Origin of the sequence: Bradyrhizobium sp. Mp19, from assembly GCF_029952935.1 — a bacterium.
GTDB lineage: Bacteria > Pseudomonadota > Alphaproteobacteria > Rhizobiales > Xanthobacteraceae > Bradyrhizobium > Bradyrhizobium elkanii.
Genome location: NZ_JASAUT010000018.1, coordinates 24,753 through 40,538, shown reverse-complemented (window position 1 = coordinate 40,538; position 15,786 = coordinate 24,753). Strand labels below are relative to the sequence as shown.

The 15,786-nt window shown below is 60.2% G+C and carries 14 protein-coding genes; 2 read left to right on the top strand and 12 right to left on the bottom strand.

Features of this window, described 5'->3' with window-relative positions; all coding sequences use genetic code 11:
* Positions 1–35: 35 nt before the first annotated feature.
* Together QJT82_RS20495 and QJT82_RS20490 are read left to right on the top strand one after the other, a co-directional pair.
* Positions 36–3,449: a molybdopterin-dependent oxidoreductase gene (locus QJT82_RS20495; RefSeq protein ID WP_028342735.1), complete on the top strand. Its 3,414-nt coding sequence runs from the start codon at positions 36–38 to the stop codon at positions 3,447–3,449.
* Positions 3,450–3,616: 167 nt separating this feature from the next.
* Positions 3,617–4,471 carry a helix-turn-helix transcriptional regulator gene (locus tag QJT82_RS20490; RefSeq protein ID WP_051448008.1) on the top strand — a complete coding sequence of 285 codons (855 nt, stop codon included), beginning with the start codon at positions 3,617–3,619 and terminating at the stop codon, positions 4,469–4,471.
* Here QJT82_RS20490 and QJT82_RS20485 read toward each other — a convergent pair.
* The 12 genes from QJT82_RS20485 to QJT82_RS20430 form a co-directional block, all read right to left on the bottom strand.
* Positions 4,456–5,160 (bottom strand): ABC transporter ATP-binding protein, encoded by a 705-nt coding sequence (locus tag QJT82_RS20485; protein WP_028342733.1) that lies wholly within the window; start codon positions 5,158–5,160, stop codon positions 4,456–4,458. The genes QJT82_RS20490 and QJT82_RS20485 overlap by 16 nt on opposite strands.
* 7 nt (positions 5,161–5,167) lie before the next feature.
* Positions 5,168–5,893, bottom strand: a complete 726-nt coding sequence (locus QJT82_RS20480) for an ABC transporter ATP-binding protein (protein ID WP_028342732.1) — start codon at positions 5,891–5,893, stop codon at positions 5,168–5,170.
* Positions 5,890–6,927, bottom strand: a complete 1,038-nt coding sequence (locus QJT82_RS20475; RefSeq protein ID WP_225159854.1) for a branched-chain amino acid ABC transporter permease — start codon at positions 6,925–6,927, stop codon at positions 5,890–5,892. The genes QJT82_RS20480 and QJT82_RS20475 overlap by 4 nt, the downstream gene beginning before the upstream one ends.
* A complete protein-coding gene (locus QJT82_RS20470) occupies positions 6,911–7,780 on the bottom strand; it encodes a branched-chain amino acid ABC transporter permease (RefSeq protein WP_028342731.1) in 870 nt (289 codons plus the stop codon). The genes QJT82_RS20475 and QJT82_RS20470 overlap by 17 nt, the downstream gene beginning before the upstream one ends.
* A complete protein-coding gene (locus tag QJT82_RS20465) occupies positions 7,780–9,009 on the bottom strand; it encodes an ABC transporter substrate-binding protein (RefSeq protein ID WP_028342730.1) in 1,230 nt (409 codons plus the stop codon). The genes QJT82_RS20470 and QJT82_RS20465 overlap by 1 nt, the downstream gene beginning before the upstream one ends.
* A gap of 60 nt (positions 9,010–9,069) precedes the next feature.
* Positions 9,070–9,624 (bottom strand): flavin reductase family protein, encoded by a 555-nt coding sequence (locus tag QJT82_RS20460; protein ID WP_225159858.1) that lies wholly within the window; start codon positions 9,622–9,624, stop codon positions 9,070–9,072.
* Positions 9,625–9,682: 58 nt separating this feature from the next.
* Positions 9,683–10,039, bottom strand: coding sequence for a VOC family protein (locus QJT82_RS20455; RefSeq protein WP_016841231.1), 357 nt, complete (start codon positions 10,037–10,039; stop codon positions 9,683–9,685).
* Between the two features lie 25 nt (positions 10,040–10,064).
* Positions 10,065–11,933 carry an AMP-binding protein gene (locus tag QJT82_RS20450; protein WP_028342728.1) on the bottom strand — a complete coding sequence of 623 codons (1,869 nt, stop codon included), beginning with the start codon at positions 11,931–11,933 and terminating at the stop codon, positions 10,065–10,067.
* Position 11,934: 1 nt separating this feature from the next.
* Entirely contained in the window at positions 11,935–12,648 is a 714-nt protein-coding gene (locus QJT82_RS20445; protein ID WP_245288815.1) for an enoyl-CoA hydratase-related protein, read from the bottom strand.
* Positions 12,649–12,725: 77 nt separating this feature from the next.
* Positions 12,726–13,880 (bottom strand): LLM class flavin-dependent oxidoreductase, encoded by a 1,155-nt coding sequence (locus QJT82_RS20440; protein ID WP_028342726.1) that lies wholly within the window; start codon positions 13,878–13,880, stop codon positions 12,726–12,728.
* A gap of 261 nt (positions 13,881–14,141) precedes the next feature.
* Positions 14,142–14,909 (bottom strand): creatininase family protein, encoded by a 768-nt coding sequence (locus tag QJT82_RS20435; protein WP_028342725.1) that lies wholly within the window; start codon positions 14,907–14,909, stop codon positions 14,142–14,144.
* The gene (locus QJT82_RS20430; protein WP_028342724.1) at positions 14,910–15,674 is read right to left on the bottom strand and encodes an enoyl-CoA hydratase/isomerase family protein; all 765 of its coding nucleotides are present in this window, start codon (positions 15,672–15,674) and stop codon (positions 14,910–14,912) included.
* Positions 15,675–15,786: the final 112 nt, after the last annotated feature.

The window sequence follows — 15,786 nt, the reverse complement described above, 5'->3', positions numbered from 1 at the left end:
GCTCCAAGAGCGCGCTACACTCACGGAAATCGGCAATGGGAGAGATCCAAAGCTTCTGCACGCTGTGCGGCTCGCAATGCGGAACGATCAATGTCGTCGAGAACGACCGGCTGGTCGCCGTGCGAAATGATCCCGGCCATCCGACCGGGCACGCCGTCTGTCCAAAAGGCCGGGCCGGTCCGGAGATCGTGGCCGCAAACAATCGAATCCTCTATCCGATGCGCCGCACCCGGCCAAAGACAGATCCCGATCCAGGGTGGGTACGTATTTCCTGGGACGAGGCGCTCGATCTTTGTGCGGGAGAGTTACTCGATATCCGGGAGCGCTACGGGGCCGAAGGAGTCGCTTTTGCTGTAACGACGAAAAGCGGAACCGGTATCGCCGACAGCATCGAATGGATTGATCGGTTCGTTCGCTTGTTCGGAAGCCCGAACATCGCGAGTTCGACTGACGTTTGCAATTGGCACAGGGACGTGGCGCATCGGTTCACTTTCGGCGTCGGCATGCCGACTGCCGACTATGCGCATGCGGGGCTGATTATCCTCTGGGGGCACAACCCCACCAGCACCTGGCTGGCTCAGGCGGACGCAATTGCGCGCGGCCGCGCGAATGGCGCAGCCATGATCGTCGTCGATCCGCGAGCGACCCCGCTCGCCATTGACGCCGACGTTTGGCTCCAAGTCCGACCGGGCACTGACGCCGCTCTGGCGCTCGGCGTGTCAAATCTCTTGATCCAGGAAGGAGGGGTCGACCTGGAATTTCTCAGGCGGTGGACCAATGCGCCGATGCTCGTGCGTGAGTCCGACGGACTGCTGCTAAGGGCGCGGGATCTCCGGGATCGCGAAGGTGACGAGACGGCACAGCAATTCGTGGCGTGGGACGTTCGGACCGACGAACCTTGCATCTATGATGCGGCCCGCCTGCTTGACGTCGATACCGCTCGCCGATTTGCCCTGACCGGCCGGTATGAAGTCCGGGGTCATCACGGCGAAGCGATCGCGTGCAGGCCTGCCTTTGATCACTTCCAGCGGGCCTGTGCCGCTTGGACACCCGAGCGGGTCGAGCAGGTAACCGGCGTTCCACGCACAAAGCTGAAAGCCGCCGCATCGCTGATGGCGAGCCACAGCAAGATTGCCTACCACGCCTGGACAGGCATTGGCCAAGGCAGCAACGCGACGCAAATAGAGCGTGCGGTCGCCACGCTCTACGCTCTTCGCGGATCGTTCGACGAGATCGGTGGCAACCGCATCCTGGGCAGGCAGCCCGCGAACAAGGTCGACTCGACGGACCTCCTCGTCGAGACGCAATCGTGCAAGACGCTCGGACGCGACATCCGTCCGATGGGACCAGCAGCCGAAGGACGCGTGAAGCCGCTCGACGTCTACCGCGCCATCGTGACCAGCGATCCTTATCCGATCCGTGCGCTCGTCGGCTTCGGATCCAATCATCTCCTCACGCAGGGAGACACCGACGAGATTCGCCGAGGGCTGGAGGTCGTAGAGTTCTATGTCCACACCGACATCGTAGAGACTCCGGTGGCCCGTTATGCCGATGTCCTGCTCCCGGCAAGCACTCCATGGGAGCGGGAAGGTCTACGCTTCGGTTTCGGCATTAGTGAAGCCGCCCAGAACCTGATTCAGTTGCGCCCGGCCGTCTTGACCCCGCGGGGAGAAGCACGCTCCGATCTGGAAATCGTATTTGCCCTGGCTGAACGTCTGGGCATGGGCGACAAGTTCTTCCACGGCGACATCGACGCTGGCTGGAACTACATGCTGGCTCCTCTCGGGATCACCGTCCAGGATCTGCGGGCGAATGACGGCAAGATCGTTCGTCCGATCGAACATGCCGTACGCAAATATGGCCACGTTGATGCCAGGGATCGCGTGGCGGGCTTCCAGACTGAAACAAGACGGGTCGAACTCTACTCCGAACTGCTGCTCCGAAATCATCAATCTCCTGTGCCGATCCATGCGGAAGAGCACGTCGATCGGTCACTCTATCCGTTCACACTGATCAGCATGAAGAACGGCGTCTTCTGCCATAGTCAACATCGCGGGATCGCCTCGCTCAGGCGACGCGCCAGCCGACCGACAATCCGATTGCATGGGAGTGTTGCGCGCCTGAAGAACATCAACGACGGGCACAGTGTCGAAGTCACGAGCCGTCACGGCTCCACGCGGTTCGTCGCCGAGATCGACGATACTCTCGCATCCGACGTACTGGCCGCCGACTTCGGCTGGTGGGAGGCCTGTGAACCGCTCGGCAAGCAGTCGTACGCGCTGACAGGGGCGGCCAGTTCCAATTTCAACAGCCTCGTCTCTGCCGAGACACGCGATCCGGTCAGCGGCTCCGTCAACCATCGGGCGATCGCGTGCGACGTCCGACGTGTCGGCGATTTAGGCAGCCGCTCATGGCAGGGGTTTCGGCGTTTCATCGTGTCGGATCGGCATGCGGAATCGGACTCAGCCCTTGCCATTTCGCTGTCACCGCAGGAAACCGGCGCGCTGCCCGACTACGAACCCGGCCAGTACGTACGTATCAGGGTGGCACGTCCCGACACCGGTGAACTTCTGACGCGCGCCTATTCATTGACCGGAGCGGCGGGCATCAGAAATCGATCGGAATACAGGATCTGTGTGGGTCGCGCGTCAGCCGGCGCCAGTGACGCCTCAACCTCACTCTCGTCTCTCATACATGAGACCTTGAAGGTAGGAGATATGGTCGAGGTCGAGGCTCCGAGCGGCGCCTTTACGATGCCGACGGTATCATCCGTTCCGCTGATCCTGATGGCAACAGGCATCGGCATCACTCCGTTTATGAGCCTTCTGAATTCGCTCGATGGCGATCAAATGCCTTCGGTCACCTTGTTGTACGGCAACAGGAACGGCTCGGAGCACGCATTCAAGCGCCAACTTCGAGCTCTTGCACAACGGTTGCCGAGACTTGTTGTCAGAACTTTCTATAGTCGACCACGCGCTTCGGATGTTCCTGGAGCCGATTTTGATGTCCACGGTCGCCTCGATGCCGCTCAGATCGACGCCTCACTGGTCATGGAGCGCCCGCGATTCTATCTATGCGGCTCCGATACAATGGTCACGTCGACAACGAGGAGCCTGGTTTCCTTCGGTGTGCCAAAATTCGACATTCACACCGAAGTATTCATCTCGCCGACGAACACGCTCGAAAAAGGCCTGGGCCCTTGCTCGGTCTCGTTCAAGCGATCGGGCATTTCGTTCCAGTGGGGTCCCAAGGACGGCACGCTGCTCGAATGCGCGGAGCGATTGGGCATACGCGCTCCAAGCGGCTGTCGGGTCGGGCAGTGCGAGAGTTGTGCAGTGCGCGTGCTGGCTGGAAGCACAAGGCAGCTCTCTGGTGCAGTCCCGGAAGATTCCGGCACGGTGCTCACGTGCCGAGCGGTCCCATGCAGCGATCTCGTTCTCGATCTCTAGGCGCATGTTCGCCCTCAGCGACGTGCCGCAGGCAACAGCGCCGCTTTTCGGCTGGCTGTACTGGCGTGGAGCAGCTATGCTGTGTTGGAACGCCGTTGCGAGCCGACCCAGCGACCGGCCGCTCAAGATGTGGAAGGTTGATTCCCGGGCCCAAGCGAGCGAACGCGATGCAGATATCCGCCGCCGATGACGACTATGGCCTTCCGAGGCTGAAACTTCCCGATCTCCGGATCAACTATACTCCCATCGATCCCGACTATTTCGATCGCCCCGTCGTCTCGATGTGCATCGAGACCAGACAAGACGACGACGAGCTGCCCCTGCACTCGCACAAGAAGGGACAATTGGTGGTCGCCTCGCGCGGATCGGTCATGTGCCGGGCGCCAGGGGGACTCTGGATTGTTCCTCCTCAGGGGGCGGTCTGGATTCCCGCCGGGGTACTGCACAGCAACTGCGTGTCCGATTTCGGCAAAATCTACGTCGTCTTCATCGAGCCTTCCGCAAGCAAGCTTCCGGATTTTTGTTGCACATTCACGATTTCACCTCTCGTTCGAGAGCTGATCCAGCGTCTTGCGGCATTTCCGCCCCTGTATCCGGTCGAAGGCCCGACCAGCCGGCTCGGCCGCGTCCTTCTCGACGAACTCGTGCAGATGTCGACAGAGCAGATGTACCTGCCGATTTCCGCAGATAGTCGCCTCCAGCAACTTGCGGCTTCATTGTTGCACGAGCCCGGAGACAGGAGCACGCTTGATGAATGGGCCGCACGTTACGCAATGAGCGAGCGTACGCTTGCGCGTTTGATCGTGAAGGAAACCGGAATGACATTTGGCCGCTGGCGGCAGCGGCTCCACATCCTGGTCGCGCTGCAGCGCCTGTCCGCGGGCGCGTCCGTCCAGACCGTCTCACTCGATCTCGGGTACGAATCTCCGAGCGCGTTCATTACGATGTTCAAAAAGACCCTGGGAAAGAGCCCGCGCCGCTTCCTTACAGAGCGCACATCCTTCGACTACAGCCCCAGATAGGCGCGCCTTACATCCTGGTTGGAAAGCAAGCCCGCGCCGGTTCCCTCGAGAACAATGCTGCCATTCTCGAGAACATAACCCCGATCTCCGATGGCGAGGGAGCTCGCTACGTTCTGCTCCACGAGCAGAATCGTTATCCTGTGACTATGCAGCTTCTTGACGACGTCGAACATCACGGTCGTCAGCGCGGGTGAAAGTCCGATCGAAGGCTCGTCGAACATGATCATCTCCGGTTCGGACATCATCGCCCTGCCGATGGCAAGCATCTGTTGCTCGCCGCCCGACAGCGTTCCTGCCGACTGTCGCCGCCGCTCATCCAGACGCGGAAACAATTCATACACCCGCCGCAGATTGGCGTCCCGGCGGCCCCGCGCTCGTTTCAACGATCCTCCGATCAGAAGATTGTCCTCTACCGAGAGATTCGGGAACACTTCACGCCCTTCGGCGACCTGGGCGATGCCGAGCTCGCAAATCTCCCAGGGCGACATGCCCACGATGTCTCTGCCCCGCCAGGCTATCCGCCCCCTTGTCGGGCAGACGATGCCCGCAATTGTGCGGATCAAGGACGTCTTTCCGGCACCGTTGGCTCCGATGACGCAGATCAGCTCCTCTGCCTGCACGGCAAGAGAGACGTCGTTGAGAGCGGCCGATCCGGCATAGCCGACGTTTAGCCCTTCGACGGCCAACAGGGGTTCCTTAGCCACGGAAGCCGTCCCCAAGATATCCGGCCAGAACCTCGGGATGCTTCACGATATACACGGGGGCTCCCTCGGCTATTTTCGCGCCGTGATGCAGAACAACGACATTCTCCGCCGCCTCCATCACAATTCGCATGACGTGCTCGACGAGCATTATCGTCAGTCCGCGCTCTACCAGGCGACGGAGAACGCGAACGACGGCCGCGGCCTCGGTTGGACGGAGCCCGGCCATCACCTCGTCAAGCAGCAACAGGCGCGGCCGTGTCGAGAGAGCCTTTGCCGTTTCAAGCATCTTTCGATCGGGAAGCGTCAGTTGGCTGATCGACGCGTTGGCCTTTGGCGCAAGACCGACCGTCTCCAGCGTATCCAGGGCGGCCTCCCTCGCTTCGGAGACCTTTCTCGTCCAACTGAACGCTCCGACCATCGCGTTTTCCAGCACGGTCATATCGCGCATCGGCCGGACGATCTGGAACGTCCGCCCAATGCCCAGACGGCATACCGCCTCCGCGCCGCGTCCGGAGATCGTCTCGCCTTCAAAGCGTATCGTACCGGCAGTCGGCCGGAACGCCCCGGCAATCATGTTGAAGCAGGTCGTCTTGCCGGCCCCGTTGGGACCGACGAGAGCCGTGATGGAGCGCTCCTTCAAACTGAAGCTGACGCCGTCGACCGCAAGCAAGCCGCCGAAGCGCTTCGAAACATTGTTGAGCTCGAGAAGCGCGGTCATTGTCCGACCTCCTGGGTCTGGACAATTCGACTGCGAATTGATCGTACTTCCTTCTTCGCCTCAAAGTGGCCGAGCAGCGCCGGCCACACGCCATCCGGCAGCAGCCAGACGACACCGATCAGAACGATGCCGTAGGCGACATTGTTCAATCCGGGCAGACCAATGGTGTCGCTGAAGGAGCTCATCAGGTGATCCAGGGGGATTATGATGAGCGCCCCGAGCAGCGGACCGAACGCCGTTCCCAGACCACCCACGATCGGCCCGATCAGGACGTCGACGGAAATCCCCATTCCCATGATCGAGTCGGGAAAAATCGATCCCTGGACCAGGGCCAGAAGACCACCGCCAATCGCAGCCCATGCTCCGGAGATCGATACAACCAGAACCTTGTGAAGGAAGGTCCTTACTCCGAGCGCCCTTGACGCATCTTCGTCATCGCGCATCGCTCGCCACACATATCCCAGAAAGGACTTCCTGATGAGCGCCGTTACGCCTACACCGACCGCAACGGCGGCGAGCGCGACAAAATAATAGAAGCGAGCGCCGCCGCGCAGCATCAGCAGGGAACTCTCGCCGGACTGAGCCGGAAAGAACAGGCCCTGCATTCCCCCCACAAAATCCCAACCGCCGAACATCACTCGGGCAAATTCAGCTGCGGCGATCGTCAACAGGCCGAAGTAGATTCCCCGCACCTCGAAGCGGAAGCTCAACCAGGCGAGCGCAGCACCGACCGCGCCGGCGATCACCGATCCCACGAGCAGCCCGAGCCAGGGGCTAAGGCCATACTTGATATCGAGCACCGCAACGGAATAGGCACCGATTCCGACAAACAGGGCGTGCCCTATGGATAGCTGCCCACCCAGACCAAGCATCAGGCTCCAGGATTGCCCGATAAAAGCGAAAATGAATACGATCGTCAGCAGAGAGACCAAATATGAATTGAACACGGCGCCAAGCAGCGCGAGTGCGGCGAACAATGCCATGCCGGCTGCCGCGCCGACGAAGTCGGGGCGAGACTCAAATCTCTTTTGCACCGAAGAACCCTCTTGGACGCAGAATGAGCACCACGATCAGCAAGGCATACGACAAGGCAGTCTTCATGGACGGTGCGACAATGAGTGCGGCAACGGCCTCGGTCACGCCGATCGTCAAGCCGCCGATCAGAGCCCCGACGAAGCTTCCAAGGCCTCCGACGATGACGGTCACGAACGCCAGCAGCGTGAAATCGACAGCGAGATAGGGCTGCGCATCGAACAGCGGCGAGATCAGCGCGCCGGCGAAGCCGGCACACGCAGTGCCAATTCCAAACGTGATCGCATAGATCTTGGGAATTGGGATCCCGACGATCAAACCGCCAAGTCGATTGTCGGCCGCCGCTCGAATGTATCTACCGAACAAGGAGTATTTGAGAAATGCGGCCAAAGCCAGGATCAGAACGGTCGTGGCACATGCAGCCTGCAAGCGCGCCAGATCGATCCGAATGCCTCCCAAGGAGATCGTTTCAAAGGACAACTGCGACACGGAAGGGCGAGGATCCGGCCCGAACCAAAGAAGCTGGATTCCCGTGAACAGGAGCGAGATGCCGATGAACAGGATGAACTGCACATGATGCGGTCGGGTGACGAACCGCGTCACCACTACGCTTTCCAGGTAATAGCCGACCGCGAACATCAGGATGCCGGCCAGCAACGCAGCCAGGATAGTCGGCATGCCCCACCAAAGTCCGGTGCAGTACCCGATGTAAAGGCCGAACACCACCATCGCGCCGTGGGCAAAGTTCACGACCCTGATCACGCCGAAGATGATCGTGAGGCCGAGTGCGATCAGCCCGTATACCAAGCCTATCAGGACCCCGCTTATGACCACATTTGCCCAGAGCAAGGCCATTAGCGGACCTCGAACGGCTTGAGCGGATACTGCAGGCTTGCGTCGGCGATAGCCCGCGGCGAAATCACCTTCGGCATTCCGCCTTGTCCCTGCAGCATCGTAACGGCACTATTGATGTTCTGTCCGTTCTCGTCGAACTTGATCTTGCCGCTGTACATCAGGACCGGATTCAGATCGGTTTTCCTGAGAGCGGCATGGATTTCCGAGGAGACTGACGAATTTGCCCGGATGACCGCGTCGGCGACGATCTGGACCGCCTCGAAGGCACATCCGGAATTTGCGTCCAGCCACTCGTTTGGATAGCTGGCCTCAAAGCTCTTGATGATTGCGGCGGTGTCCGGCGCCTTCGGGTTATACCAGACGGTCGACAGGATGGCGCCGTCTCCATATTTGCCGAGCGCGTTATAGTACGCCTTGTCCTGCACGCCGTTTGAGTTCGGCGAAAAGATCAGCTTGGGATTCCACCCCTGCTTGATGCATTCGCGGGTGATCATGATAGCGTCGTTGACGCGCGTCACAGACACCAGCGCATCCGCTCCCGAGGCCTTTGCCTTCGCGACCTCGACGGAGAGGTCCCGCGCCTTTTCGTCGTAGGGAATGTATTCGGCGATCTTCAGCGGTACATCGACCTCTTTCCACGCCTGATCGATGCTCGCGGCCGTCGACTGCCCCATCGTGTTGTTGAGGTGCAGCACTGCAGCGCTCTTCGGCGGATTTTCGACACTCGAAAGGATCGCCTTCAATTCGAGCAACGATTGCCGAACGATCGTCAGCGACGTCGGATAGAAACGAAATACCTGGGTGAATCCCTGCGACGTGACCTGGGTGGCGCTCGCAATGTGCACGACCATCGGAACCTTGGCGGCTTCGGCCGCCTGAAGCGCCGAAATCGTAGCGCCCGAGTCCCATGCTCCAATGAGGACGGTGCAACCCTGCCTGATCAGGTTGTCCGCAGCGATTCGGCCGTTTTCCGGTTTGCTCTGCGTATCCGCGTGAACGATTTCCATCTCGACGCCGAACCGCTCCTTGGCGAATTTGGCGCCAAGATTGATTCCGCGCACGCAAGCCTGGCCCGGGAAGGCCAACACGCCGCTGCTGGGCATGATCGAACCAACCTTGACGGTGCGAGATGCAGCGCTCGCATGCCATGGCATCAAGCCGGCGGCGAGGCCCATTCCGCTCCCGAGAACGGTGCGCCGCGTCAAATCCTTGCCGAGGATATTCCCCATCTGCCTTGCTCCCTCGCTGCTGTATGTTTATGGACGGTGATCGCTGCTCCCGAAGCAGGCTCATCGACCTGCTTCGGGAAGCACTTGCGGAATCGCGAACCTGCCATGCCGGTAAATCAGCCCTTCGTAGTGGTCCTGATGGACCTCGCCGAGAACCGCGCCGAAGAAGACCGTGTGGGTCCCCACCGGATGCATGCCGATGACCTGGCAGTCGAAGCTGCACAGCGAACCGATCAGGATCGGTGAGCCAGATACCAATTCCGCCCAGCTGCCCTCGCTGAAGCGAATGTCCCCCTTGCTTCCATCAAGCCCTGCGAACTTTTGCGCGAGGTCCACATGGCTCGCGGTCAACAGGTTCCAACCGAAACATCCGGTCCGGACGATCGTGTCATGAGCTCCGGCCGACTTGTTGACGCACACCAGGACGGTCGAGGGGTCGACTGAAAGCGATGACGCGGCAGTGACCGTCAAGCCATGCCGTTCCGGCGCGCGGCCGGACGTCACGATCGATACGCTCCCGCTGACATTTCTGAGCGCCGTCTTGAAGGAAGCACCGTCGATCAGTCGAGCACCTTCGAGACCCTTTGTCGGGTCGACCGACATCAACTCATTCATCACGTCCGGCTCCGCGAAATGGTGTCGAGGCCTCAGTAAAGTCCCTGTACGCATCATGCTATCGATCCGCTTTGGCAGCTTCGAAGAACTGGATGACATTGCTCTCGGGATCGCAAACTTGCGCCACGCGTCCGTGACCGCCCATGTCCCGAACGGGAGCAACAAGCGTCGCGCCCGCAGCGATGGCGCGTTCGACTACCGATTCCAGCTGCTCGACTTCAAAAACCACGACCGCGTTTGCAGATGGAATCGAGGCGGACTCTTCCATTCCGGAAACGCAGAAGGCCGCACCCTCGCTCCGGAACTGGATCCAGCGTTCACCATCCGCAAAGCGAATGGTGAGACCGGTATTCGCGTAGAACTCCGCAAGCTTCGCCGGTTGACTGGCGGTGAGATAGACGTGCTTGACCTTCATTTTGCACCGATGCTTTCCGCGCCGATTATCCGACCTGCGCCTTGATCAATTTCTCCTCGGATTCGTCATAGAGCGTGTCGATCAGCGCTCGATATCGCTCCATCAGCTGCTTGCGGCGCTTCTTTCGCGTCGGCGTCATGACACCATTCTCGGGAGAGAGCTCTTCGGGAAGGATACGGAAGGCCTTGATCTGCTCGGCGCGTGCCAGGCGGTTGTTCGCCTTTGCGACCTCGCCTTCGATCATCCGGATGACGATCTCGGATTTTGCGAGGTCGGCGTATTGCGCGATGTCGGTGTCCCGCGACCTGGCCCAATCCATCGTCGCGGTGGCGTCGACCTCGATAAGAGCCGTCAGGTATTTCTTGCCCTCGCCAATGACGGCGGCTTCGGAAATGTAGGGGCTCTGCCGAATTTCGTTCTCGATCTGGGTCGGGCTGACCGACTTCCCCCCGGACGTGTTGATGATCTCCTTCTTCCGATCGACGAGCTTGAAGCTTCCATCCTGCGCGATTTCGGCGATATCGCCGGTATACAGCCATCCGTCTCGCAGCGCGGATCTGGTTTCCTCGGGTTTGTTCCAATAGCCAGTAAACAAGCCCGGTCCTCGAACGATCATCTCGCCGTCTTCCAGCACCGCGGTTTCCCAGGCTGGATCCTGAACGGGAATGCCGACGCTGCCGGCCTTCGGCCAGTCCACCATCTGGACGAGATTTCCGCCCACCATCTCGGTCTGCCCGTAGCACTCCTTGAGATTCAACCCCCAGAGCTGCCAAAGCGTCATGACCTCCGATGGCATCGGCGCGGAAGACGTATAGGCGATCTTCAGTTCGTCGAAACCAACCTCCGCCAAAAGCGGACCGAAGATGTGCCTGCGACATGCCGCGAACAGATCGCTGAGATACTGGTCCGGCGTCCGCCCCGCCTGGCGGTCATCGAGCGCCTTGCGCGCGATCCGCATCGCCAGTTGGTAATCTTTCCTTTGCTTGGCGCTGGCCGAGTGCACCACGCTGAGGATCTGGGTTGCGAATCTCTGGTAGAAGCGAGGCGGAGCCATGTAGTACGTCGGCTTGGCTTCCCGGATCGTCTGCGCGAACCCCGCGGTCGTTTCCCCGAAGTGAGGAACGGCTCCGGACAGCAATGGCAACGTGGTTGCCTGGGCTCGCGCGACCGTGTGCGACATCGGCAAATGAACCACGAGCCGCTGGGTTTCGGTCCGAATGGTCGGATGGAATGTCGTCTGCACGTGGCCACCTGCGAGCAATGACAGGTGCGTCAGCATGGCGCCTTTGGGATACCCCGTGGTACCCGACGTGTAACCAATGCTCGCCAGTTCGTCCGTTTTGGCAACTGCGACCTGCTCACGAAGAAAGGCGTCGCAATCGAATGAAACAGGCTCATAGAACTCGGCAAACGAGACGATGTTCTTCGCCCTGAGCTCGCCGGTCCACGACGGATCCATCACGACGATTTTCTCGAGCGTCGCCGCGGTGCTGGCTGCCAGCAGCGTCCGCAACTGCGTCTCGTCTCCCACGAAGGCAAAACGGGCTCCGGAATCACCGAGGTAGTAGTTCACCTCCTCGACGGATGAAGTGAAATACACGCCCACGGTCACGGCGCCGGCGCACATGGTCGCCATGTCGGCGAGCAGCCATTCCTGGGACACGTCTCCCATGATGGCGACGCGATCACCACGCGCGAGTCCCGCCATCTGGAGGGCACCCGCCAGTCGGCACACCTTCGTCGCATAGTCGTGCCACGACACCGATATCCATTCGCCGGCGCGCTTCTGGCGATATGCGACGGCCGTTGGTCTCTCGATGCGTCGGGCTTGCAGAAGCTGCGGAAGAGTTACCGAAGCAAGCTGGGCACCGGACGTAATGGACCCGACATTCATGTCACCGCTCCGCGAAACGCCTGCGCTTCTCCGCAAAGGCGGCTACCGCTTCGCGACGCTCGGGCGTAGCGAACGTAAGGGTTTCCAGGGCGGTGGACGTGTCCAACAGGAGATGCGCGAACTCCTTGACAATCTTGTTCACCGAATACTTCGTCCAGATGATTGCTTCTCGTGGACCGCTCGCCAGCATTTCCGCGTATTCGATCGCCACCTCGCGGACATCACGATCGGAAACGGCTTCGTTGATCATGCCCATCGCAACAGCCTGCTCGGCGGACACGAAGGCGCCCGTCATAAGATAGTGCTTGGCGCGGACCGGACCGATCAGAAGCGGCCAGATGACCGCACCACCATCGCCCGCCACGACGCCGGCCGTGACATGGGTATCGGCAAACCGGGCGGTCGATTGCGCAAAGATCACATCGCACATCAGGGCAAGCGTTGCGCCGAGACCGACGGCCACGCCATTGACGGCGGCAATGATTGGAGCCTCCACTTCTAGCATGTTGCGGACCAGGTGGCGTCCGCCGCGGGTCGGCGACGGGATCGGGCTCTTGTCCAGCGTCTTCTGATCGCCACCGGAGCAAAAACCACGGCCGGCTCCGGTCAGCACGATCGCCCGGACCGATTTGTCCCGATCGAGATCGACGAACACCTGCTCGAGCTCGTCATGCATGTCCCAGTTGATCGCGTTGAGGATCTCGGGACGGTTCATCGTCACGACCGCGACACCGCTCGGGCGCTTCTCGATGAGGAGATATTCGTACTTCGATTCTAACATGGACCTGTTCCTTACACTGCCTTCTTCGAGGACCCGGAGTTCTGCGGCCGCATTGCCCGGATCGTGTCGAGAATTTCCTCGGTGGGACGGACAACGTTGTTCTTGTCGTTGAAATGCGGGATCACGTAGCGCCCCACCATGTCGATCGCCTCCATGATCTTGTGGTGAGGTACCGAATCCAGGTGCAGAAGCACCTCATCCACACCGAGCGCTTCATACTGTTCGAGCTGGCGAATGACGGTATCCGGAGCTCCGCACACGGTCGTGGCGGAGTGATTCAGGAGATAGTCCCAGTCTCGCCCGGCGCGCTCCATCGACGGGACGCTCTCGCTCATGTAGGAATAGTCGTCCGCAAGCTTCGCCAGGCGCGGATACGCATCCGTCGAGATCCGCGCATAGTGCATGAGCGGTTCAGCGTAATCGTCCTTGGCTTTCTGATCGGTGGGACCGATGCCGAGGAATAGCGGGATGCCGATGCGGGGACGATCGAGCGGGCCCTGTTCGTCGCGCTTCCAGGCGCCGCGATAGGCGGCGAGCAATTTCTTCTGGACTTCCCAGCCCTGATAGATCGAGTGGCTCATCACGGCCAATCCCTCGGAGCCCGCCCAGTTGTGGCTGCGCTCGCTGGTGGCCGCTATGCCGATCACCGGGTACGGCTTCTGGACCGGCTTCGGCACAAGTTGACGCGGAGGGATCTGGTAGTATTTGCCCTCAAATGTGAAAATGTCTTCGCGCATCGACTTGCGGAGAAGCGCGATTCCTTCTTCCATCTGTGCGAGCGTTTCAGCCGGATCGACATTGAATGCCCGCATGGCAATCGTCGTATTCGCGCGCCCGCCATAAAACTCCATGCGACCGTGCGAAAGGATATCGGTGACCGCCAGACGCTCCGCGGAGCGCAGCGCGTGATTGATCCGCTGAGGCATGAGGGTAACGGCGGAACGCAGCTTGACGCGCGACGTCACCGCGGCGAGGTACCCGTAGACGACCTCCGGTGCCGAGCTGGAAATGCCGCCAAGCGCAACATGCTGCTCAGAGAGCGCGACGCAATCGAAACCCACCTTCTCGGCGAGGCGAACCTCATCAACGAGTTCATGAAGCCGCCGGGCGTAGCTTTGCCCGACCTGAGTTTCCTGCTCCGACCAGAACCCAAATTTGAGTGCCATTCTGCTGTCCTTCCGGCGTACCTGATGGACGAAACAATGTTGCAGAACCGGCGAAATTTTCCTCCGAATACGGCTCGTCGACGCCCGACTTTCAAAATTTTGTGCTGTCTGTGAACATGGGCTCGCCAGTGGCGCGCACGGAGCCGTCTTTCGCCGTGGGCTTCACGGCCTGCTCTCGACGGCGCACACGTCTTGACGACGAGCCTTTTCCGCTCGTTCGGATGCGCAAATCTCAAGCTGTGCAGGAAGGTGTGAAGCGGGTCAGTCTTCGAACGCGTCGACCAGGAGGTCGGCTATGTGCTCAAGACAGCTTTCCCCGATCGCAACCGTCGAACCACGAGGATCTCCGAGGACCCCGTTCTGCGTGACGGAGGAAATGCCGTTCCTCCACATCAGCTCCAGCTGGTGCTGCGACAGCAGGCCGATGTGGCCTGGTTCGAAACGATCGATACGTACGCTGTCTGGACGAATCTTCATCATCAGTGACGTTTCGGCGATGTCGGCGTGGCCGCCTACCGCGGCTTCATCGCCACCGGCAGCGGAGACCGCTTCCCGCCACCCCTTCATCCACGCCTCGGAATCGACGAAAGCATCGATCCGTGCTCGTCCTTCAACGCTCCCGCGAAGGCGCGGCATCATGTCCCTGAGGACCGGGAAGTTGCCGATATGGCCAGAGAAGAAGATGATTCTGGAAAAGCCGTGCCGCATCAGGCTGGCACAATAGTCCGAGCACAACGCCTCGAGCGTTTCGGGACGTATCGATATGGTGCCGGGAAACGTCAGATGATGGGAAGAGCAGCCGACCCTTATTGTCGGGGCAATAAGCGTTCGACCGAGGCGGCGGGCGACCAAGGTGGCGAGGGCTTCCGCATGGTCCGCATCCATGCAAAGCGGCAGATGGGGTCCATGCTGCTCCACGGCCCCGCAAGGTACGACCGCAGTGTGGAACCCGCTGCTCAGAGCCATCGAGACATCTTCGAATGTCATGAGCTCCAGGCGCAGATCGCCCATCCATCCAGGCTCGCTCATTCAGACCTTCTTGTTCTTCGCCAGAAAGCGGGCTCTGGCTTCGGCAGAACCCTCTTCGTCCAGATACGCCGGCAGATCCGCGATCGTCATGTCGTCTAGTTCACCGTCACTCATCTGACCGGTGAGATTCAAAGACCGCTTTATCGCCGCGAACAGCTTTCTGTCCTTGCTTCGGAGCTGACGACAAATCGATCTGGCTCTGTTGGCAACCTCGTCCGTGTCAACGATTTGATCGACCGCACCCAGTCTGAGGGCTTTTGACGCGTCGATCAACTCTCCCCAATACAGCAACTCCTTGGCAGCCCGCTGGCCGAGCATTCGCCCCGCTTGACGCATGCCCTTCACGGCGGGAAGCAGCCCATGATTGATCTCCGGGAACCCGACCTGGCATTCGGGATTTGCCACCACGTAATCTGCATGCAGCAGAAACTCGAAGGCTCCTCCCACGGCGTAACCGCGAACGGCACAAATGAATGGGCTCGGATACCTTTCCATTTCACACAGCAGCGCGTGAAACATCCTTAACCGTGGCGTTGCCACCTCGACGGTCGCGATCTCCTTGATGTCGCCGCCGGCGCTGAAGAAGCGATCTCCACGTCCCGTCAGGACGATACCCGGCGGAGCCTCATCTCGTGCGAAGGATTGAATTCGATCCAGAAGGACGGAGATCAGGTCAATATTCAGAGCGTTCGCCGGCGGACGATTCATCGTCATCACAACCACGTCGGCGTCGCGATCTATCAGCAGAATATCGGAGCTTGCCATGCTTGCAGGCTAGCCAAAATTCCCCTTGGTAATCTGCCGAATCTGCTGATCGTTTTCAGATACGGCAACACAAACATTCGCCGGAGCTTCCCCAATCCGCAGGTTCTGCCGC